Below are 19,407 nucleotides of genomic sequence, written 5' to 3'. Positions count from 1 at the left end.
CTGCGATAATGGTCACCATGAACTCTCGACAAGCCACCGGTCCCGCAGTAGGCATCTATCCCCACGACATGCACCCGGGCTTGGTCCCCGGCATCGGCGTGGAGGACCAACGCAACGCTTTCGCCCTCGACAAAATCACCTTTTTCAGCACCGCTACCTTCGTCGTAGCCTTCATCGTGTGGGGCATTAGCTCGCCAGAATCCGTCTCGGCGGCGTCCTCCACCGCTTTTTCCTGGGCCATCACCAACGCCGGGTGGCTGCTCAACATCACCATGATGATGGCCGTTGCCACCATGCTCTACATCGGCTGCTCCCGCCTGGGCCGCATCAAGCTCGGTACCGATGACGAAGAACCCGAATTCGGCTGGTTCAGCTGGGTCGCCATGATGTTTGGCGCCGGCATCGGCGTCGGTATCTTCTTCTACGGCCCCTCGGAGCCGCTGTCGCACTACATCTCCCCGCCACCCCACACCGTCGATGGCAACACCGTCGAAGCCCTCCACCAATCCATGGCCCAGGCGCACTACCACTGGGGAATCTCTCCCTGGGCGGCGTACGCCCTCGTCGGCGGCGCGATCGCCTACTCTTCCTACCGCCGCGGCCGCGTCCCGCTCGTGTCCTCGATTTTCAAGCCCCTGTTTGGCTCCCGCGATACCGATGGGCCGCTGGGCAAGCTTATCGACGTCCTCGCTCTCGTCGCCACCCTCTTCGGCACCGCCGCCACGCTGGGTCTCTCCGCCATCCAGATTGGCCAAGGAGTGTCCATCATCCGCGGCGCCGGCCCGATGACGAACACCGTGCTCATCGTGATCATCGCCGTGCTGGGGTGCGGTTTCATCGTCTCGGCGGTCTCTGGCGTGTCCCGCGGCGTGCGCTACCTGTCCAATTTCAATATCACGCTGACGCTGGCCCTCGTCTTCTTCGTGTTCCTTGCCGGCCCGACCTTGCTCCTGCTCAATCTCATACCGTCAGGCATCGTCACCTACATCGACCAGCTCTTGCCCATGATGGCCAAGGGGCTGTCCTGGGGCGATGAGACCGTCGAATTCCAGTCCTACTGGACTGCGTTCTACTGGGCATGGTGGATCGCGTGGACGCCGTTCGTCGGCATGTTTGTGGCCCGTATCTCCCGCGGCCGCACGCTACGCGAGTTCACGGCAGTGACCGTCTTCGCCCCGTCCCTCATCCTCATCCTGGCCTTCACCATCTTCGGTGGCACCGCTATCACCTTCCAGCGCGAGGAGCTGCCCAACTTTGACGGCTCTGCCTCCGGCGAGCAGGTGCTCTTCGCCATGTTCGATAATCTGCCGCTGAGCAGCATCACGCCCTTCGTCCTGATCGTGGTCCTAGCGGTCTTCTTCATCACCTCGGCCGATTCGGCGTCGGTCATCATGGGAACCATGTCCTCCAAGGGCGACCCCGCTCCTAACAAATTCATCGTCATCTTCTGGGGCCTGTGCATGATGGGCATTGCCGTAGTCATGCTTCTCACCGGCGGCGAGGACGTGCTCACCGGCCTGCAGAACCTGACCATCCTCTCGGCGCTGCCTTTCTGCATCGTGCTGCTCGTCATGATGGTGGCCTTCATCAAGGACCTGCGCTCCGACCCGATGTTCATCCGTCGCGCCTACGCGCGCGCCGCGGTGGAAAACGCCGTCGTGCGCGGCATCGAGGAGCACGGCGATGACTTCGAGCTCACCGTCGAGCACGCCGACGAAGGCCGCGGTGCCGGCTCCGACTTCGATTCCTCAGCGCACCGTTACACAGACTGGTACCAGCGCACCGATGAAAAGGGCGAGAATGTAGACTACGACTTCGACACCGATACCTGGGCCGATGGCTACGACCCGAACTCTGAACAGAAGGAGACCTAAGTGGGCATCCCCGACGATGTCGTCCTTGAGGGCTATACCCTCATCGAGCAGCACGAAATTGACCACGAGTTCCTCATCAACGGCTCCCCATTCGCTGCGGTAACTCCCTTGCTATTCGCTCTCACCATCGCCGGCATGCTCCTCGTGGCAGCCAGCTTCTTTCTGCGCGGCAGTCGCCGCATCATCGCTGGCCTGCTCGGCGCGGTCCTCACTCTCACAAAGTTGTGGTGGATGCCCATTGCACTTGCCCGCCAGTTCAACGACAGCCAGGTCTTCGGCTACGCGCTGAAGTACTACCCCCAGTACTGGCCGGCGGCGTCCATCATCGTGATCGTCATCGCGCTGCTCGGCCTCGCCTCCGCGTTTATCCGCCGGCGCTAGCGCGATTCCAACACCGCAATCGCGATGTGTACGCGGTTGGTGCCGCCCAGCTTGTCCAGGATGTGCTTGATGTGGGTTTTCACCGTCGTAACTGACACGTAGAGCTGCCCCGCGATTTCCTGGTTGTCTAGGCCCTGGGCCACTAACTCCGCCACCTCGTTCTCGCGCTGGCTTAAGCCTTCCAGCGGGCGGGGTCCAGGCGTCTCTGGTTCTGCCGGCGCGGGCTCGGGGCGCTTGAGCGCCAACAAGTTCTTCAGGGCCTTCGGGCTCAGCAGCTGCTGGCCCGTGGCGGCGGCCCGCACTGCCGAGACCAGTCCTTCCGGCTCGATGGTCTTCAGCAAGAACCCCATCGCGCCGGCGTGTAGCGCATCCACGATGAACTCATCCGTATCAAAAGCGGTGAGCATGACCACCGGAAGGTCTGGCGCGCTCGCGCGCAGCTGTCCGGCCGCCTCGATGCCGTCCATCACGGGCATGCGGATATCCATGAGAACGACATCCGGTTGCAGATCCAGCACGCGGGCCACGCCATCGCGCCCATTGCCGGCCTCGGCCACCACCTCGATGTCTGCTGCGCCTTCCAGGATGAAGCGGATACCGCGCCGCAGTGCCTGCTCGTCATCGACTAACACCACTGAAATCATTACGCGTGTGCCTCCTCCGGTAGCTCGAGGACCCAGGTGAAGGTGGAGGCGTCGTCAAGCACTGTGAAGGTACCTCCCGCCAGCCGGGCGCGTTCCACCAGACCTAGCAGGCCGTTGCCGCCACCCGACTCCGGCTGGTGCGCCACCTTCTTGTTCTGCATGGTCACCCGCACCTTACCTTCCTCGTTGTCCACGCTGAGCGTCACCTTCTTCCCCGGCGCGTACTTGCGCGCGTTGGTCAGCCCCTCCTGCACGGCGCGGCCCAGCGTGTGGGCGGCTAGTATGCTCAGCTTATCGACGTCTCCCTTGACGTAGCGCACCTTCGTCCCCGCCGCGCGTGCGCGCTCGATGTGTTCCTCGATGCTCGCGCGCGGATCCACCCTGTCATCCACGCGCAGCGCCTTGATCACCCCGCGCAGGTCCTCCACGGCGGCCTTGGCCTCCGACTGGATGGTTCCCGCCGCCTCAGCGACGCGCTCCGGGTCGGCATCCTTGCGGTAGTTCAGGCCACCCGCGTACACGGAAATAAGGCTGAGCCGGTGCGAGAGGGAATCGTGGATATCGCGGGCAATGCGGTTGCGTTCCTCCAGGCGGGCGCGCTCCTCGCGTGAGCGCAGCTGATCCTCGTTGAGCTCCGCCAGGCTAACCAGCGTCACCTCGCGCTGGCGGCGCTGCGCGCGCACCGAACCCGTAATCCAGGCAACGATGAGAAAGAGGCTTCCATAAAACACGTAACCAAAGGGCGAGAAGATGTTCACCCGAATGTAAGGCACAGAGATAACGGTCACACACGAGGCCACGAACACCGCCGTCCCCGCCAGGGACCACCGCAGTCGGCCGCGCGAGATGATTGAAATCAACACCACCAGCACTGACAGCGACAGTGGGCGAAACCCGCCTAGCACCAGGACGAGCAGAGCCGCAATCAGCGCCACCGGATGGCCGGGGTACTCCTCGTGGATGTTGCGCTCCCGCCGTGAGTGGTGCAGGGCGAAGGGCAGCAGAATCCACGTGGCGAAGCTAAATAGACCCATCAAGCCCATAACAAGGGCTTCCTGATCCGTCCCCTCGAAGTTTTCGATATGGGGGATCCATGCCGCCAAATCCGCCACCACGCAGAGCAGAATGAGCAGCACCGTGATCCACAGTGGTCGCGTCTTTCTCGTCATGGTTGCCACGATAGTTCTCCCTGCGTTCCGGAAAATCCTCCCTGCGGAGGATACCGGCACCCCAGACGCGGTTCATAACCTAAACCGCATGAGAAGAACACAGACTTTGTACGAACTGCTCACCGCCGCCGGACTGGTGTTCGTCGCTTATGATTTCTCCCACGGCGCTTTCGTCACTACCAGCGCGCTCGCCGCAGTGTTGTACGCGGCCGTGGCAATCGGTCTCACGTTGCTGATTTTGCGCAAGCACCCGGGCATTGCGCACGCGGTGGTGTGGGGTATTGCGGTCTCCACTGTCGCCGGCCAGCTCAACGAGAACATGTACCACCTCCTCATCCGTACGGTCCCGGACTGGCTGGTCTTCGCTGGCATCGCCCCACTCACCGAGGAGGTCCTCAAATTCCTCGGCGTCATCTTCATTTGCACCTGCGTCATCCGGCCCCGCCACTGGGCGGATTACGTCTTCGTCGGTGTGGCTGTAGGCATGGGTTTTAGCGTGAGCGAAAACGCCGTCTACTACGTCAACATGACGCTGGAGAACCTCGATTCTGATATCAGGGGAACGCTGCTGGCGGTGCTTGTCCGCTTCATCGCGAATCCGCTCATGCATTCCTTCTTCACCGCAATCGCGGCTTACGGGCTCTCCCGCAGGCAACCGGTGCGTTGGTTGCTCATCGCCATGGCGGTGCACTTCACCGCCAATTTCGGCCCGTCTATCTCTACCGCGTTTGAGGACGCCTTCTGGCCCATCTTCCCCACCTTCCTCATCCTCATCGGCCTGTGGGTCGCCACGATTGTCAGTATTGTGAAACTCCGCAAAATCCTCCCTGCGGAGGATACCGGGGTCAAACCGCAGCTCTTAGGGTCAAAAGCATGAGAAACACACTGATTTATTCCTGCATCGGCGTCCTCGCCGCAGTACCGCTTGCCGACGCCCTCCTCCCCGACCCCACTCCCGACACCACCCCCGTGCGCGGCATCCCGGAGCTCGAATGCCCGGAGGACCCGTACGCCTCCTCGCAGACCTGGACCTGCGGGAGCGCGACCATCATTTCGGAGGAAGGCAACTCCTCCCACGAGGTCGAGACCTACCTGCCGCGGCAGCACCGTTCCTTTACCGGGACCAGCGCGCTGACCGACGCCCCCATCACCACCCAGGCTGCCGAGCTCTACCGCGTCGAGGACGGCGACGGCATCACGCTGTCTCAGCGGCACAACAACACCATCTCCTTCCTCCACATCTACGGACCGAAGGCACGTGACTTCGCCGACCGCGTGCAGCCGGAGGACGCATGAAGTACCTGTACTACCTGCTGACCCTCGGCGCGCTGGCCGTGTCCGCCTTCCACTACACCCGCGAACCCTTTCTACCCGCAAGTGCTCTGGCCGCCGTGATCTTCGCCGCCGTACTCGTCCCCCTCACGCTGTTCCTCCTGCGCCGCCGGCCGGGAATTGCCCACGGCGTGGTGTGGGGCTTCGCGTTCTCCGGGCTCGCCGTGGAGCTCAATACGAACATGACACACCTCCTTGCCCGCGCGGGCCTAGAGTGGCTGGGCGCTGCGGGATATGCGCCGCTCATCGAGGAAGTGCTGAAGTTCCTCGGCGTGCTGCTTATCTGCACCTTCGTCATCCGGCCCCGCAGTTTGCTCGACTACGTCTTCGTGGGCGTGGCCGTGGGTATCGGTTTCACTGTGGGTGAGGACGCAACCGCCTTCGCGCGCATGACGGTGGATAACCTCGATTCGGATACCGCCGGGGCAATCGCGGCGGTGGTTATCCGATTGGTATCCAACCCGCTCTCCCACTCGCTGTTCACCGGTCTCAGCGCCTATGGCCTGTCCCAGAAGCAGCCGATGCGCTGGCTTATTTTCGCCATCGCGGTGCACGCCACGAAGAACCTCTTCCCGTCGTTAAGCACTGCGCTCGACGACGCCATCTGGCCCCTCCTCGCCGGCATGGTCGTCGTGCTAGCCCTGTGGGTAGCCACCATCTGGGGCGTTATTGCGCTGCGGAAGAAGGCGACTGCGGCTCCACCCCTGTCCCCTGCACCGGTGCGCGCATAGCCTTCGTCGCCGGCGAGGGGTGGGCATCCTCGGCGGCGAGGCGCTCAAACGCCACCGCAGCCAGGGCCGCGGCCTGATCCCCCAGAACGGAATCATCGAAGCGCACCAGCGGCGAGTGGTTCCACTCGCGCATGTGCTCCGGGGTGTGCGGATCCCCGGTGCCGAACCACATGAACGTGCCCGGCACCTGGGATAGCACCGCGCCGAAGTCCTCCGAGGCCATCATTGGTGTGTCCATGGTCAGCACGTTTTCCGCCCCGAACATGCCGGCCCACAACGACGCCGCGAACTGGTCCTCGCGCGGTGAGGTCTTGGTGGCCGAGTACAGGACCTCGAAGTCCACCTTCGCGGTACAACGATGGGAAGCCGCCACGGAGCTCGAGACCTCGATGATCATTTGGCGGACGGCGTCGATGTGTTCGTCGCGAAGCACGCGCACCGTCGCGCCCAGCTCCGCCTTGTCCGGGATGACGTTGACCGCACCGTCGCCTGCGCGCAGGTTGGTCACCGTGATGACAATCGGCGAGTTCGCGTCGAAGCGCCGGGTCAGCGCCACTTGCAGCGCCACCTGGATCTCCGCGAGGGCCGCAACCGGATCGATCGCATCGTGCGGGCGCGAGCCATGCCCACCCTTGCCGTAGACGGTGATTCCCAAGTTGGACGACGAGGCCATCATCGGGCCCGCGATGTGGTGGAACGTGCCCCGATCCTGCGGGCCGACGTGCAAACCGTAGGCGGCAATGGGGCGGCGGCCGGCGGCGTCGAGCACGCCCTCATCGATCATCGGCTGCGCACCGCCCGGGCCTTCCTCACCCGGCTGGAACATGAAGATGACATCGCCCAACAACTCCTCGCGGTGACGGCACAGCATCTTCACCGCGCCGATCAGCCCCGCCGTGTGCAGGTCGTGGCCACAGGCGTGCATGTTGTTATTCGTCGAGGCAAACGGGCTGCCCGTCTGCTCGCGCACCGGAAGGCCGTCCATGTCCGCACGCAGCAGCACCGACACGGGGCGCTCGCCGCGCTTGCCGCCACGCAGCACCGCGACGACCGAGCTGAGGTCACGGCCCAGATGAATCTCCAGCGGTAGGCCTTTAAGGGCTTCGAGCACCTTCTCCTGGGTGCGCGGCAGATGCAGCCCCACCTCCGGGTTCTGGTGCAAATCGCGGCGGAACTCCTGCAACTCCGGAAGCAACTCCCGGCCTTCCTCCACGAACACCTGGCTGGCCAACCGCTCCCCCAGCTTGGCCGAAACCATCGGAAGCGGTGGCAATTGCTGACGGTGGCGCGGGGCCATCTTCATGGTGTCATCCTTTCCGAGCATGTGCGCCGAGCATACCGGAATCTGTAATAAGCTAGCCGTTTATGAAGCTCTTCTCCGCGCTGGTGGCCAGCTCCCTGATGTTCACGCCCGGTTCCTCCTACCAATTGTCGAGCCGCGACGAGGCCTCATCGCAGTGGGCCGTGGACACCATGTTCAACATCATCGATGGCTTAGGCACCTCCTCCCATCTGCTTACCGACGCATGGTCTACGGAGCAGGAAGAGTACCCATACCCGATTAAAGAAATCGACGAGGTCTCCCTCGTGGAGCGGCGTGCTACCGACGAACCAGGCCGTGAGAAGTGGATCATCTCCTCGCCGTCGATGGGGCGCGATATTCCCGTCGACGTCGTCGTGGGCAACGGCGGGCCCGTTGTGTACTTTCTCGAGGGCGTAGATTCCCCGGAGACCTCGAACTGGATCACCAAGGGCCACGTGCGCCGCGTGTTTGGGGATACGGATGCGAGCATGGTGATTCCGTCGCAAGGCGCAGGTTCCATGTGGACCGATTGGAGAGAGGATGACCCCAAGCTGGGGCGCCACAAGTGGGAAACTTTTGTCACCACCGAACTCGCCCCCGTCGTGGAAGCGGAGCTCAACCACAACGGCAAGCGCGGACTCATTGGGTTGTCCATGGGAGCGTCGGGCGCGGTAATGATGGCGAACAACAACCCGGGTTTCTTCCATGGCGTGGCGGGAATTTCCGGCTGCTATTCCACCACCAGCAAGGTGGGCCAGGGCACGGTGGACTTGACGGTGCGTACCAAGGGCGGCGACCCGACGAACATGTGGGGCCCGCGCGGTTCGGAGGATTGGCTGCGCAATGACGTCATGTCCCACCCGGAGGGGCTGCGCGGCACGGCGCTGTACCTCGCCGCGGCCTCGGGCGCATGGACAGACGAGGAACTGGCGGCCTACCCCGGAAAGTCCGTCAATGACCGCATCGGGGGCACCCTTTTGGAGGCCGGCTCGCGTCGCTGTACGGAGGAGTTTTCTGCCGCGCTTGCCGACGCCTCCATCCCCCACACCACCGACTATCTCACCGAAGGCACCCACGACTGGGTAATGTTTGGCAAGCAATTGCAGCCGGCGTGGGATGCGATTAAACCGGCTCTCTACTAACGTCGACGGCATGTCCCGATTCCGCAGCATTTTCATCCCCGCCGCCATCCTCGTGGCAGGGCTCGTCATTCTTGCGGTGTTCTACGTCGGCTTAAGCCGCCATTACAACTCACAGGAGCTGCAGGCGCTTATCGACGGCGCCAATGCCAACGGCCAGGACTATACCGTCGTCATCCACAACGAGTTGACCGGGAGCTATTCGTTTAAAGCCGAGTAATTCTGCGTTCCAGTTGCGGGGTTGGTGAACCTGTTTTAGTCTCTGTGGCCATGGGGGTATTAGAAACCTACTTCCACTACCGCAACTCGGTGATCACACGAGCGTGTCAAGTTGTCTGCGTGGGGTTAGGTTTATAGGTATTTGCCGTAGCGGTGAAGGAATGAAACACCGCCAACCACCGCGGATGAACCCGAAACTATCCAAACCCCGGCCGAAACGCAGGCCGCAACCATGACCCGCTAGAAGTGTCCAAGACCTCCATGGACTCCGTGCCCAAAAAGACACCGGACTCCATACCCCAAGCCCTATGAACATAACAAAGAAACACTAGGGGGTAGACAATCAACAACTAATGAGTTACGGTCAACACACTTGCCCGATTGTCACCCAACTCACATTGGAAGGAATTTTTAATGCTCACCATAGACCTTGTCGAAGTGTGCTCAAAAGCTGACACCACTACTGAGTCCCCTGCGCTCTCCCAGTCTCCAGGAAATTGCGCCTCCTGCACAGGATCCAATTCCCCAGGCCTGCCCTCAACCTCGTCAGCACCCACACCAACTGTTGACAAAGAGCTCGAAAGGCTCCTCGCCTAAATAGACATAAAATCTTCAGGCAGTCGGACCTACTTCCCCGTATTTCCGACCGTCTGTCCCGTTTTCGAACATCCAAAAGAGCGACATGCTTTTATCCACACCCTTTGAACTTCTCCAAGGCCCCACCCGGCAATATATTATCTCCCAATTCTCTATCAATAGAGTTGAAAAAGACCAAGCTTTACACTATGAACAAAGCCTCGAAGCGCTCAGGATCTCCCACAAAGACGTACTAAAAAGCACGGTAGAAGTGAATCTTGTATACATCGGGAATAAACTGCCCGATGTTCCAAATATCTCGAGCTTTATATCACTTTACTCTCCTAGCATGCAGTGGCCCCAAAGCAAAAACCAGCGAAAAGTCGTAGATTTTCTGATTTACGAGAAAGGTAATCCCCACCAGCTCACGGGCCGCGACAAAAATCGTCCTAATGTAACTTATTCCTTCGACCCACTCAAACGCTTTAGAAGTAGTATCAACTGGTTTCGGAGCGGGCGCCCATGTCCACTATGTTCCATTGCAATAGAAAGAAGTAGTGAACCAAAGGCAGAGGCTACCATTAAGAAAGCATTAAATTCAGCCAAGAATGATCCCCATAGGGGTAGCTCTAAAGAGCTAGAGGCAATCCAAACGTTGAACATACTCAGTGCAATTACAGATGCAATAACACTTGGCCTGGCAATCAAGAATAATGATCCTCACGCAGCAGATACCCTTCGATACGCTGAGTTCCAAGATCTAACTAATGGGCTAGTACACACCGCTGTCCTCCCCACGGATCCAAAGTGTAATCATGAGGGATTCTATGGAAAATAAATACAGCAATGACGCAACAAGGTTGCAGATTCGACGCTCTATACCGGCCATCGACCTCACTACCCTTAGGGCTGTACGAAGCCAACTATGTGCAGGAAATGCACTTACAATTGACAGTGGATTCGCAATTTCACCTCTAAGCGCGGCCTCCGCTAACCATTGGATCATGCGGCTTGGTGAGTTTGACTACGCACTGGACCTAGATAATTCCCAACCAATTGATCCCCCCACAAAAGACATCCACTCTCGCCAACCAAGTCTCACTAACGCAGACCGACATATCAATATAGAAGCTCGCTCACTGGAGCAAAGTGACCTTCATGCCATTTTAAACAGCTGTTTCCTAAAGCCCCTGACTTCCCCAGAGATGAGCCGTCCATATGCCAGTGCCGGCAGTTTATATCCAGTACAGGTATTCATACTCGCCAGGCAGGGACGACAATGGGAACGCTTCCACCTACTACCATTAGCTCGCCGCTTGGAGAACCTAGGGCCAGTCCCATTTACAGAAATATTTAACTACGTTGGATGTGATGGACCGGTAGCTCTAGAACAGGTCGACCTAGTACTGGGATTCGGAATAATTCCCGAAATCTCAATAGCAAAATATCGACTTCGCGGTTACAAGTTCTCACTCATTGAGATTGGAGAAATGATCCAAGAAGTAACCAGGAACGCTGGTTCTATGAACTTCTCTACCAGACCATATGGATATTTTGACGAACTTTCTATAGCAAACCTATGGGGATTAAATCCTGATGATATCTGGATTGAGCAACTCCAACTCCTCGCTAAGGAAGACTCATGAAAAGCCTACAATTCCGGTATTCACCTCTCTCGGACGAATCCATCGCTATTGCAGACGTCACAAATCTAGCATCAGGAATCGGATTCGGGGAGCCACAGAGCGAGCTACGCGCTACGGCAGAAGCACTCGAACGATTCTGGCAGAAACGGGGGCCAAGCGATCACGCGAAAATCTACAGTCTTTCGAACGCTTTCAACGATGATAAATTGATGGTTTCAGAGCAAGCACAGAATGTAACAGATTCATCCGGAACAGCAATACATCGCAGCCTTGAAAAGGCCATTGAATCTGCATGTCTCGAATTCATCGAAAGACAATCGTTAATTGCCCACTGGAGATTCTCAACCCATGGAGTAGAACTATCCATGAACAATCCAGCTGAAAATGACCACCCTTCAGAAACCTGGCGGATTTATGAAATATCAATATTTGAAGGCGTATACGTTTGCCTAGCATTATTTAGCTCACCTGCGAAAAGCACTCAGTACTCTGCCGGCGCTGCTTCGGGATTCCATCTTCAAAGCACTGCAGAGAAGGCGCTGAGAGAATGCCGCCAAGCAATTCTATCTATGCAAGACAACTTGTTTAGACGATTGACGGGACGCCCATTAATGGACTGCATACAAGACGAGTATCTCAAGGCAAATAAACCAAATACATCCGAAGAATGGAGTAATTCAACCGCACTGCGGATTACAATTCCTTCACAGCTACGACGAACACCTAATAACGCTTTAGAGCTGCTAGCGAATACAACAAACCCGCCACTAATGCTAGTAGATAGTCTTTCCTATGACGGTTCGCCTTGGTACATAGCCCGGCTTCTAAGCAACGACTGGCCCTCGGGACTGCAGGACGATAGACCTGATGCATTAAAAACTCTAAGCACCTACCTCGGAAACGAATTCAGACCCGGGCCAGTCCCCTTCGGATAGACTCATCTGACATCACGATAATCACGAGTCATTTAAAAATGGATTCCGAATGCAACTTATACGACAAGTCATTACACAATCTTGGAAACTATCGCCTTGGAACAACTTTTTAGTCCTCGTCTCCATTGTAATCTCGTCAATTTCTACAGTTATTGCCCCGTATGTTCTCGGCAGTGGAGTCAACTCTCTCCTTAATAGTTCAAACAGAGAAGACTTCATTACAATTGGCCTAAAGCTTTCTATAACCTATTCTCTGATTTGGTTTTTGGGAGCATCCGCAAGATACATACTATTTCCAACGTATGGAACGATTGAGCAAAAGCTGCAGTCAGAGCGAATGGCTAGGTCTCTCACCGATAGCATCGATGCCAGCCCTAGCGCACGATCACATGCTGATAATGGAGAGATCTCATTTGCCATTGATAGCGAAGCTTCCGCATATCGTGACACATTATCCAGCATCTACCTGTCTATATTGCCGGCAACCATTTCTTTAGTCTCCGGAATTTTCCTAGTCGTTATTGCCAGCACTTGGTTAGAAGGAATAATCCTCACAGCAGCCATTGTGACCTATTGTGTGGTCAGCTACCGGCTAATCCAAAGCCACCAGAACGCCCAGACAAAGTTTTTCAAAGAGAGCATGCGCAGTTTCGGCGTCCTAGGGAATTCTTTGTCCCTCTGGAAAGAAGCGACAGTGTTTTCTACTCAAGCATTTTTGGAATCTCGCTATAGAAAGGATCGAAGCACTGTAGAACGCGCTGGAGTCCATTCCTATACCATGACGCGGCGGCTGTATGTTGCCCAAGGAATCGTTTTAGCAATAACGATTTGTGTTCTCATTATAGCCATTATCCTTCGAACAAGTAATGCAGATGCGCAGGCAATTGGATCAATTATCTCGTCTACAGGAATCGCCATTGCAGCCATTACGCCTCTTCAATCCGTCGGATTTGGAGTGTCCACACTCGCTGTTTCAGTTTCCCATGCGAGTGAAGCAAGCGAAAAGATTCGCCCAACGGGGTTCGTCGCCGCAACAAGCCAAAACGTGGATTTGTGGAATGAGCAAATACTGCGTTTGTCTGACATGGCAGCTTCGGCACACCAGCGACATGAACAAAGACCAATCTGGGTTCTTGGTCCAAGCGGCTCAGGGAAAACGACGGTTTTGGAAGGGTTCCTAAATCTAAATGAGTATTCGTTACCCTTGCAACAAGAATCTTGTGAGATAAGGGAAAATTCAACGTATGCGCCTCAAAGCGCAAGCCTGTTAAACGCCAACGCCATAGACAACGTTGTTTTTGGCAGATCAATAGCCGTGTGCAAAGCTGACGAGTTACTCACAGCAGTAGGACTACACGAGTTTTCTTCAACGGGCTGCAAGAAGAACTCCGATGTAGCGGGTGAAGACGGTGGGGCATCCGGTGGGGAAAAACAAAGAATCGCCTTGGCACGAGCATTGATCGCTAAGCCTGGGTCAATTGTGGTCCTCGATGAGCCAACCAGTAGCTTAGACAAGAATTCACGGGCATTGGTGTGGGGAATTATTGAAGATCTTGCACGCGAAAAAACGGTCATTGTTTCAACGCACGATGCCTCAGCACCTATTCGTCACGACGATACGGTGCTTCAATTAACCAATGCCAATGAAGCACCTTCATCAAAGCCAAAAGAGCCTCCCAGTGAAGCTTAGTTTCTCTTAATCGCTATCCGTAGACAGCGCCGCCACGAAAGCCTCCTGCGGCACGGACACGGAGCCGATGGACTTCATGCGCTTCTTACCGGCCTTCTGCTTCTCCAGCAGCTTGCGCTTACGGGAAATATCGCCGCCGTAGCACTTGGCCAACACGTCCTTGCGCATCGCGCGGATGTTCTCACGCGCGATAATCTTCGAGCCGATGGCCGCCTGGACGGGCACCTCGAACTGCTGGCGTGGGATCAGCTCCTTGAGCTTCTTGGTCATCTTGTTGCCGTACCACTGCGCGGAATCGCGGTGCACGATGGCGGAGAAGGCATCCACGGGATCACCGTTGAGGAGAATATCCACCTTGACCAAGTCCGCCAGCTGCTCGCCGGCCTCCTCATAGTTGAGGGAAGCGTAGCCCTTGGTGCGGGACTTCAGCATGTCGAAGAAGTCGAAGATGATTTCGCCCAGCGGCATGGTGTAGCGCAGCTCCACGCGGTCTTCGGACAGGTAATCCATGCCACCCATTTGGCCGCGCTTGGACTGACACAGCTCCATCGTCGAGCCCACAAATTCCTCCGGCACGATGATGGTCATCTTCACAATCGGCTCGTAGACCTCACGCAATTTGCCGCTCGGCCAGTCCGACGGGTTGTGCACCATAGACTCCTCGCCATCCTCCGCCACCACGCGGTAGGTCACCGACGGTGCCGTGGAAATCAGGTCCAAACCAAACTCGCGCTCCAGACGGTCGCGCGTAATTTCCATGTGCAGCAGGCCCAAGAAGCCACAGCGGAAGCCGAAGCCTAGGGCGACGGAGGTCTCAGGCTCGAAGGTGAGGGAGGCGTCGTTAAGCTGCAGTTTTTCCAGCGCATCACGCAGGTCCGGGAAGTCCGCCTGGGAGATCGGGAACAGGCCGGAGTAGACCATGGGGTTCGGGTCGGCATAACCTTTGAGCGGCTCGCTCGCGCCATTCGACGCCCACGTAATCGTGTCACCCACCTTGGTCTCACGCACGTTCTTCACGCCCGTAATGAGGTAGCCCACCTCACCCGGCCCCAGGCCCTCACACTTCTGCATGGTCGGGCTGACGATGCCCACCTCGAGCAGCTCATGGTTGGTGCCCGTAGCCATCATGGTGACCTTTTGGCGTGGAGTCAGCTTGCCATCCATCATGCGGATATAGGTCACCACGCCGCGGTAGGTGTCATAGACGGAGTCGAAGACCATCGCGCGGGCCGGGGCATCCTCGCCGAACTCGGACGTCGGGGCAGGGACGAGCTCAGCCACCTTATCCAGCAGCTCCGGCACGCCCGCGCCGGTCTTGCCGGACACGCGCAGCACCTCCTCCGGCTCGCAGCCGATGATGTGGGCAATCTCCAGGGCGTACTTCTCCGGGTCGGCCGCAGGCAGGTCAATCTTGTTGAGGACCGGGATGATCTCCAGGTCATTTTCCATGGCCAGGTAGAGGTTGGCCAGGGTTTGGGCTTCGATGCCCTGGGCGGCGTCGACAAGCAGGATGGCTCCCTCACACGCCTCCAACGCACGCGAAACCTCGTAGGTGAAGTCCACGTGGCCGGGGGTATCGATCATCTGCATGACGATCTCCTGGCCCTCGAACTCACCGGAGCGAGGAATCCAGGGCAGGCGCACGTTCTGCGCCTTAATGGTAATGCCGCGCTCGCGCTCGATATCCATGTTGTCGAGGTATTGGTCACGCATGTCGCGCTCCTCCACCACCTGCGACAACTGCAGGATGCGATCAGCCAGCGTCGACTTGCCGTGGTCGATGTGGGCGATAATGCAAAAGTTTCGGATCTTGGACGGATCCGTAAACGTAGTGGCCGCGAAGTTTGTAGACATGTGTTTAGAATAGACGACATGTCTAGGTTGGCACGCATTCTCGGTATCGGAGGCCCTGAGCCTGTCGATGTCGGTCTCGAGCGCATCACCGAAGGCTTGGGGTTGAACCAGAACGATTCCGTAACGGAACCGCGCAAGGCCGCCGACATTCGCGTCGAGTGTGCCGCCGCCCACCCGCGCAGCGTCTTCTTCACCCCCGACATGGACGGGCAGGCAGACTCCGGCGAGGTTGTCTGGGTGTGGGCACCCTCGGATGGCAAGCAGTCCCCGCCGCGCGAGCGGGCCGTGCTCATTGTCTCGCGCACGCGCACCACCGTGCTGGGTCTGCTCATCTCCCCCAACCCGGGCCACGCGAACAAAGAGGAATGGCTCGATATCGGCACCGGCGAATGGGACGAATCCGGCCGGCAGTGCTGGGTGCGGATGGACCGCGTGTTGGAAATCTCCGAGGAACAATGCCGCCGGCAGGGCACGCTCTTCCCGGAACGCCGCTTCGAGCGCATCGCCAACCGGCTGCGCTCGCGTTATCACTGGGCCTGATTTGGGGATTCGGTCCGAGCCCTGCTAAATTTTTTGGGATGCCGGGGCACGCTGGCGGTCAGGACCTTGGGTCCGCCTTCCTCGGTTGCACATTCCTACGACTCTAAGAGGTATAACGATGGCAAACATCAAGTCCAAGCAGAAGCGCATCCTGACCAACGAGAAGTCTCGTCAGCGCAACAAGTCCGTACGCTCCGCCGTGCGTACCGAGATCCGCAAGTTCCGTGAGGCCGTCGCCGCTGGTGACAAGGCTGCAGCCGAGAAGCAGCTGCGCGTTGCCTCCCGCGCACTGGACAAGTCCGTGTCTAAGGGCGTCTTCCACCGCAACACTGCGGCTAACAAGAAGTCCGGCATGGCCACCGCCTTCAACAAGATGGCCTAAATGAAACCGCTCCTGAAGTGGGTCGGGGGAAAGCGCCAGCTGCTACCCGCTATCCACTCCGTGCTGCCCGAGAGCTTCGATACTTATGTCGAGCCTTTCTTGGGCGGCGGAGCGGTTCTTTTTTCTTTGGCGCCCGAACGCGCCCGGGTCAATGACCTGAACACCGAGCTCATCACCGTCTACGAGGTGGTCCGCGATAACGTGGACGAGCTCATCGCCCTGTTAAAGGGCTATCCGAATGATTCGGGTTTCTTCTACGAGATGCGCGCCCGCGACCGCGAGCCGGGGTTTGCGCACTTGAGCCCCGTCGAGCGCGCTGCCCGCACGATTTACTTGAATAAGACCTGCTATAACGGGCTTTACCGGGTGAATAACGCCGGCCAGTTTAATGCCCCGTTTGGCCGCTATGCCAACCCGAAGATTTGCGATGAGCCCAATCTGCGCGCGGTCTCGGAGTACTTGTCCACCCACGACGTGACGTTTTATAACGGCGACTACGCTGCGGTGGAGGCCAACGAGGGGGATTTCGTTTATTTCGATCCGCCCTATGATCCGGTCAACCCCACGAGCAATTTCACCGGCTACCAGTCGGGTGGTTTTGGCCGCGCGGACCAGATTCGTCTGAAGGAAACCTGCGACGACCTCAATGCCCGCGGGGTGAAGTTCCTGCTGTCGAATTCCGCGACGGACTTCATCAAGGAGCTGTACGCGGACTACCACATCGACATCGTGGGGGCCACGCGCGCGGTGAACTCCGTGGCCTCGAAGCGCGGCAAGGTCGATGAGGTGCTCGTGCGCAATTATGCTTAACGACGCCGCCTGGGACCTCGTCTACCCCCACATCGCCGCCGACATCGCGGCCCAGGGCTTCGCGATACTGCCCGCCGCGAAGCTTAAGGAGCTATCGGGCCGCGAGCCGCGGTTGATGGCCAAGCATGACTTTTCGGCAGCGCGCCCCGAGGTCTTTCGAGAGCACGGTTTGTCCATGCTGCCGATTCGCCGCGATGCCTACCTGATTGGCCGCTTTAACCTGTACCAGCCTTTCCCAGAGCAGGCCGGGCCGCTGAAGTCGATGCCGGTTCCGAGCCACATCCAGTCCATTGACTTCGAGAACCTGACCTCGGAGGCCGCCGCACTCACCGCGGCGAGCTTAAGCGGCATGCTCGATGATTTCCTGGGCGGTGAGCTGGTGCCGACGGTCAGCGGGCGCATGTCGACGCTCAGGCTACCCATGCGGGTCGGCGGGCGCGATATCGAAGTAGACCGCGCCCAGATGGAGATTGATGCCGGCTTCGAGTCCGCCGAGCACCTCGTGCTCGTAGAGGCGAAGAACCACCTCTCCCCCGACTTCAACATCCGCCAACTCTACTTCCCGTTCCGCCGCTTCTCGCTGGCCTTGGAGAAGGACGTCGTGCCGGTGTACTTGGTGTATTCCAACGGCATCTTCCACTTCTACCGCTACGTGTTTAGGCAGCCGGAGGACTTCCGCAGCATCGAGCTGGTCAGCGCGGCGCGCTATGTTTTGGGCGAGTCTGGCCTGACTGAGGCGACGGTGCGCGCGGTGATGGCGCGCACACAGATCGAGGACACGCGCGTTCCTTTCCCCCAGGCGGACTCCTTTGCGCGAGTCATCAGCCTGCTGGAGAACCCAGTGGACAAAGCCGAGATGCCTGAGGAATTTGGCTTTACCCCGCGCCAGGCGGATTATTACACCAACGCCGCCCGCTACCTAGGTCTGGCCAAGCTCAGCGGCACGCGCGATGAACGCAATCTCACCCTCGTCGAGGCCCTGGCCTCCCGCCCGGTGTTCCGGGACATGGTGCAGCACGTCGTGGATACGGGCCGAGCGGTGGATAAAGAAGAGGCAATGGTCTTCATGCGGGCGGCGAACCTGGGCCTGGGTGATTCGACCCTGCGCCGCCGCTCCGCCACGGTCGCGGCATGGTCGCAGTGGCTCGCGGAGCTGCTGGAACAGGACTAGGCAGCCTGGATGCCGGCCCACACCAGAGCGCAGCCGGCCACCACGAAGAAGGCGCCGGAGGCTATGTCGATCCACGGGCCGGCGGCCAGGAGGCGGCGGCGAATCGCGCGGGTGGAAATAACCGTCGAGAGAAAGACGAAGAGCAGATAGCTCGACAGCGCTAGGCTCAGCACCAGTGCCACCGATACCCACACCGGCGGGTGCGGCGGCAGCAGCGGGGCGACCATAGCGGCGAGGAAGAGCACGATCTTCGGGTTGGACAAGTTGGTAGCCAAACCCGTGCGGAAGACCTTGCCCACCGACCCCAAGCGTGCGGCCGCCTCCTCCTCATCGACGGGCGGCTGCTTGCGCAGCTCCAGCCCGGAGCGAATGGAGAGCACGCCCATAAACACCAGGAAACAGCCACCGATCACCTGAATCAACGAGAGGACACCGGGGAAGGCGGTGAGCAGGGCGGCCGCACCGAACACGGTCAGCGTGCACCAGAACAGCACGCCTACCTGGATGCCCGTCGCCGCCGCAATGGCGTGGCGGCGCGAGCGCGTGGCATAGCGCGTCACTAGGACGATGTCCGGGCCGGGTGCTGCCGCACCGACGAGATTCATCAGGAGGATGGCCGCAAACGCGGACCAGCTCATGACAGGCGCTCGAGAAGGTCCTCGCGGCCGAACATGCGGGCCGAGTCGAGGGCATTAGGCTGGCCGGCGGAGGGGTCGGCGCCGGCGTCGAGAAGCGCGTCGATCACCGCGTCTTCTTTCTTAAAAATCGCTCCGGCCAATGGCGACTGGCCACGGTCGTTGAGGAGGTTGACGTCGGCCCCCGCCGCGGCGAGCTGGCGTACCAGCTCCGCATGGCCGTGGTAGGCGGCAAGCATAATGAAGGACTGCCCGTCCTGGTTCACCGTGTCCACGTTGACGCCCTGCTTGATGTACTCGAGCAGCGTGGCATCGCCGTTGCGGGCAAAGTCAAAAAGCTTGGTGGCAAAGTTCTGGATGTCATCCATGGAGGGTT

21 protein-coding genes are annotated in these 19,407 nt (G+C 58.9%); 15 read left to right on the top strand and 6 right to left on the bottom strand.

Annotated elements, in window-relative coordinates; all coding sequences use genetic code 11:
- Window positions 1–8 precede the first annotated feature (8 nt).
- Window positions 9–1,874, top strand: coding sequence for a BCCT family transporter (locus HWX44_RS05285; protein WP_175973492.1), 1,866 nt, complete (start codon window positions 9–11; stop codon window positions 1,872–1,874).
- The gene (locus HWX44_RS05280; RefSeq protein WP_070519547.1) at window positions 1,875–2,255 is read left to right on the top strand and encodes a hypothetical protein; all 381 of its coding nucleotides are present in this window, start codon (window positions 1,875–1,877) and stop codon (window positions 2,253–2,255) included.
- Here the strand turns inward: HWX44_RS05280 and HWX44_RS05275 are convergent.
- Together HWX44_RS05275 and HWX44_RS05270 are read right to left on the bottom strand one after the other, a co-directional pair.
- The gene (locus tag HWX44_RS05275; RefSeq protein ID WP_175973490.1) at window positions 2,252–2,899 is read right to left on the bottom strand and encodes a response regulator; all 648 of its coding nucleotides are present in this window, start codon (window positions 2,897–2,899) and stop codon (window positions 2,252–2,254) included. The two genes, HWX44_RS05280 and HWX44_RS05275, sit on opposite strands and share 4 nt — an antisense overlap.
- Window positions 2,899–4,068, bottom strand: coding sequence for a sensor histidine kinase (locus HWX44_RS05270; RefSeq protein WP_254868116.1), 1,170 nt, complete (start codon window positions 4,066–4,068; stop codon window positions 2,899–2,901). Before HWX44_RS05270 ends, HWX44_RS05275 begins: the two co-directional genes overlap by 1 nt.
- Before the next feature lie 88 nt (window positions 4,069–4,156).
- Here HWX44_RS05270 and HWX44_RS05265 point away from each other — a divergent pair, with 88 nt between their 5' ends.
- From HWX44_RS05265 to HWX44_RS05255, 3 genes are read left to right on the top strand one after another with little or no spacing between them, the layout of a single operon-like run.
- Window positions 4,157–4,945 (top strand): PrsW family glutamic-type intramembrane protease, encoded by a 789-nt coding sequence (locus tag HWX44_RS05265; RefSeq protein ID WP_083312689.1) that lies wholly within the window; start codon window positions 4,157–4,159, stop codon window positions 4,943–4,945.
- Window positions 4,942–5,364: a hypothetical protein gene (locus tag HWX44_RS05260; protein ID WP_175973484.1), complete on the top strand. Its 423-nt coding sequence runs from the start codon at window positions 4,942–4,944 to the stop codon at window positions 5,362–5,364. Before HWX44_RS05265 ends, HWX44_RS05260 begins: the two co-directional genes overlap by 4 nt.
- Window positions 5,361–6,131: a PrsW family glutamic-type intramembrane protease gene (locus HWX44_RS05255; protein WP_175973482.1), complete on the top strand. Its 771-nt coding sequence runs from the start codon at window positions 5,361–5,363 to the stop codon at window positions 6,129–6,131. Before HWX44_RS05260 ends, HWX44_RS05255 begins: the two co-directional genes overlap by 4 nt.
- Here the strand turns inward: HWX44_RS05255 and HWX44_RS05250 are convergent.
- Window positions 6,067–7,434 (bottom strand): M20 metallopeptidase family protein, encoded by a 1,368-nt coding sequence (locus tag HWX44_RS05250; RefSeq protein WP_175973609.1) that lies wholly within the window; start codon window positions 7,432–7,434, stop codon window positions 6,067–6,069. The two genes, HWX44_RS05255 and HWX44_RS05250, sit on opposite strands and share 65 nt — an antisense overlap.
- Window positions 7,435–7,496: 62 nt before the next feature.
- Here HWX44_RS05250 and HWX44_RS05245 point away from each other — a divergent pair, with 62 nt between their 5' ends.
- The 6 genes from HWX44_RS05245 to HWX44_RS05220 all read left to right on the top strand — a co-directional run bounded on the left by HWX44_RS05245 (window position 7,497) and on the right by HWX44_RS05220 (window position 13,639).
- The gene (locus HWX44_RS05245) at window positions 7,497–8,576 is read left to right on the top strand and encodes an alpha/beta hydrolase (RefSeq protein ID WP_175973480.1); all 1,080 of its coding nucleotides are present in this window, start codon (window positions 7,497–7,499) and stop codon (window positions 8,574–8,576) included.
- Between the two features lie 10 nt (window positions 8,577–8,586).
- Window positions 8,587–8,793 (top strand): hypothetical protein, encoded by a 207-nt coding sequence (locus HWX44_RS05240; protein ID WP_175973478.1) that lies wholly within the window; start codon window positions 8,587–8,589, stop codon window positions 8,791–8,793.
- A gap of 681 nt (window positions 8,794–9,474) precedes the next feature.
- Window positions 9,475–10,206: a hypothetical protein gene (locus HWX44_RS05235; protein ID WP_175973476.1), complete on the top strand. Its 732-nt coding sequence runs from the start codon at window positions 9,475–9,477 to the stop codon at window positions 10,204–10,206.
- Window positions 10,184–11,014, top strand: a complete 831-nt coding sequence (locus HWX44_RS05230; protein ID WP_175973474.1) for a nitroreductase family protein — start codon at window positions 10,184–10,186, stop codon at window positions 11,012–11,014. The genes HWX44_RS05235 and HWX44_RS05230 overlap by 23 nt, the downstream gene beginning before the upstream one ends.
- On the top strand, window positions 11,011–11,949 hold the full coding sequence (locus HWX44_RS05225; protein WP_175973472.1) for a YcaO-like family protein: 939 nt from the start codon (window positions 11,011–11,013) through the stop codon (window positions 11,947–11,949). Before HWX44_RS05230 ends, HWX44_RS05225 begins: the two co-directional genes overlap by 4 nt.
- 49 nt (window positions 11,950–11,998) lie before the next feature.
- Entirely contained in the window at window positions 11,999–13,639 is a 1,641-nt protein-coding gene (locus HWX44_RS05220; RefSeq protein ID WP_175973470.1) for an ATP-binding cassette domain-containing protein, read from the top strand.
- Window positions 13,640–13,645: 6 nt separating this feature from the next.
- Here the strand turns inward: HWX44_RS05220 and lepA are convergent, their stop codons facing one another.
- The gene (gene lepA / locus HWX44_RS05215; protein WP_175973468.1) at window positions 13,646–15,493 is read right to left on the bottom strand and encodes a translation elongation factor 4; all 1,848 of its coding nucleotides are present in this window, start codon (window positions 15,491–15,493) and stop codon (window positions 13,646–13,648) included.
- 18 nt (window positions 15,494–15,511) lie between these two features.
- On the opposite strand from lepA, the gene HWX44_RS05210 reads away from it, so the two are divergent.
- From HWX44_RS05210 to HWX44_RS05195, 4 genes are all read left to right on the top strand, one after another.
- Window positions 15,512–16,033: a type II toxin-antitoxin system PemK/MazF family toxin gene (locus tag HWX44_RS05210; protein ID WP_049156445.1), complete on the top strand. Its 522-nt coding sequence runs from the start codon at window positions 15,512–15,514 to the stop codon at window positions 16,031–16,033.
- 118 nt (window positions 16,034–16,151) lie between these two features.
- Window positions 16,152–16,415 (top strand): 30S ribosomal protein S20, encoded by a 264-nt coding sequence (gene rpsT, locus HWX44_RS05205; RefSeq protein ID WP_010190855.1) that lies wholly within the window; start codon window positions 16,152–16,154, stop codon window positions 16,413–16,415.
- The gene (locus HWX44_RS05200) at window positions 16,416–17,225 is read left to right on the top strand and encodes a DNA adenine methylase (protein ID WP_175973466.1); all 810 of its coding nucleotides are present in this window, start codon (window positions 16,416–16,418) and stop codon (window positions 17,223–17,225) included. It begins immediately after the preceding gene.
- Window positions 17,218–18,396, top strand: coding sequence for a type II restriction enzyme (locus HWX44_RS05195; RefSeq protein ID WP_254868115.1), 1,179 nt, complete (start codon window positions 17,218–17,220; stop codon window positions 18,394–18,396). Before HWX44_RS05200 ends, HWX44_RS05195 begins: the two co-directional genes overlap by 8 nt.
- Here HWX44_RS05195 and HWX44_RS05190 read toward each other — a convergent pair.
- Window positions 18,393–19,034 carry a LysE family translocator gene (locus HWX44_RS05190; RefSeq protein WP_049156454.1) on the bottom strand — a complete coding sequence of 214 codons (642 nt, stop codon included), beginning with the start codon at window positions 19,032–19,034 and terminating at the stop codon, window positions 18,393–18,395. The genes HWX44_RS05195 and HWX44_RS05190 overlap by 4 nt on opposite strands.
- A complete protein-coding gene (locus tag HWX44_RS05185; RefSeq protein ID WP_049156457.1) occupies window positions 19,031–19,399 on the bottom strand; it encodes an ankyrin repeat domain-containing protein in 369 nt (122 codons plus the stop codon). Before HWX44_RS05185 ends, HWX44_RS05190 begins: the two co-directional genes overlap by 4 nt.
- Between the last annotated feature and the right edge of the window lie 8 nt (window positions 19,400–19,407).

This window comes from Corynebacterium sp. Marseille-Q2823 (genome assembly GCF_903645345.1).
In the GTDB taxonomy this organism is placed as follows: domain Bacteria; phylum Actinomycetota; class Actinomycetes; order Mycobacteriales; family Mycobacteriaceae; genus Corynebacterium; species Corynebacterium hiratae.
The sequence above is the reverse complement of the archived record's forward strand: the minus strand, read 5'-3'. Positions and strand labels throughout refer to the sequence as shown.

Excerpts from the sequence above, each read along its gene's own strand:
- HWX44_RS05285 (WP_175973492.1), top strand. The coding sequence starts at position 9 with ATGGTCACCATGAACTCTCGACAAGCCACCGGTCCCGCAGTAGGCATC.
- HWX44_RS05275 (WP_175973490.1), bottom strand. The coding sequence starts at position 2,899 with ATGATTTCAGTGGTGTTAGTCGATGACGAGCAGGCACTGCGGCGCGGT.
- HWX44_RS05270 (WP_254868116.1), bottom strand. The coding sequence starts at position 4,068 with ATGACGAGAAAGACGCGACCACTGTGGATCACGGTGCTGCTCATTCTG.
- HWX44_RS05265 (WP_083312689.1), top strand. The coding sequence starts at position 4,157 with ATGAGAAGAACACAGACTTTGTACGAACTGCTCACCGCCGCCGGACTG.
- HWX44_RS05260 (WP_175973484.1), top strand. The coding sequence starts at position 4,942 with ATGAGAAACACACTGATTTATTCCTGCATCGGCGTCCTCGCCGCAGTA.
- HWX44_RS05255 (WP_175973482.1), top strand. The coding sequence starts at position 5,361 with ATGAAGTACCTGTACTACCTGCTGACCCTCGGCGCGCTGGCCGTGTCC.
- HWX44_RS05250 (WP_175973609.1), bottom strand. The coding sequence starts at position 7,434 with ATGAAGATGGCCCCGCGCCACCGTCAGCAATTGCCACCGCTTCCGATG.
- HWX44_RS05245 (WP_175973480.1), top strand. The coding sequence starts at position 7,497 with ATGAAGCTCTTCTCCGCGCTGGTGGCCAGCTCCCTGATGTTCACGCCC.
- HWX44_RS05240 (WP_175973478.1), top strand. The coding sequence starts at position 8,587 with ATGTCCCGATTCCGCAGCATTTTCATCCCCGCCGCCATCCTCGTGGCA.
- HWX44_RS05235 (WP_175973476.1), top strand. The coding sequence starts at position 9,475 with ATGCTTTTATCCACACCCTTTGAACTTCTCCAAGGCCCCACCCGGCAA.
- HWX44_RS05230 (WP_175973474.1), top strand. The coding sequence starts at position 10,184 with ATGAGGGATTCTATGGAAAATAAATACAGCAATGACGCAACAAGGTTG.
- HWX44_RS05225 (WP_175973472.1), top strand. The coding sequence starts at position 11,011 with ATGAAAAGCCTACAATTCCGGTATTCACCTCTCTCGGACGAATCCATC.
- HWX44_RS05220 (WP_175973470.1), top strand. The coding sequence starts at position 11,999 with ATGCAACTTATACGACAAGTCATTACACAATCTTGGAAACTATCGCCT.
- lepA (WP_175973468.1), bottom strand. The coding sequence starts at position 15,493 with ATGTCTACAAACTTCGCGGCCACTACGTTTACGGATCCGTCCAAGATC.
- HWX44_RS05210 (WP_049156445.1), top strand. The coding sequence starts at position 15,512 with ATGTCTAGGTTGGCACGCATTCTCGGTATCGGAGGCCCTGAGCCTGTC.
- rpsT (WP_010190855.1), top strand. The coding sequence starts at position 16,152 with ATGGCAAACATCAAGTCCAAGCAGAAGCGCATCCTGACCAACGAGAAG.
- HWX44_RS05200 (WP_175973466.1), top strand. The coding sequence starts at position 16,416 with ATGAAACCGCTCCTGAAGTGGGTCGGGGGAAAGCGCCAGCTGCTACCC.
- HWX44_RS05195 (WP_254868115.1), top strand. The coding sequence starts at position 17,218 with ATGCTTAACGACGCCGCCTGGGACCTCGTCTACCCCCACATCGCCGCC.
- HWX44_RS05190 (WP_049156454.1), bottom strand. The coding sequence starts at position 19,034 with ATGAGCTGGTCCGCGTTTGCGGCCATCCTCCTGATGAATCTCGTCGGT.
- HWX44_RS05185 (WP_049156457.1), bottom strand. The coding sequence starts at position 19,399 with ATGGATGACATCCAGAACTTTGCCACCAAGCTTTTTGACTTTGCCCGC.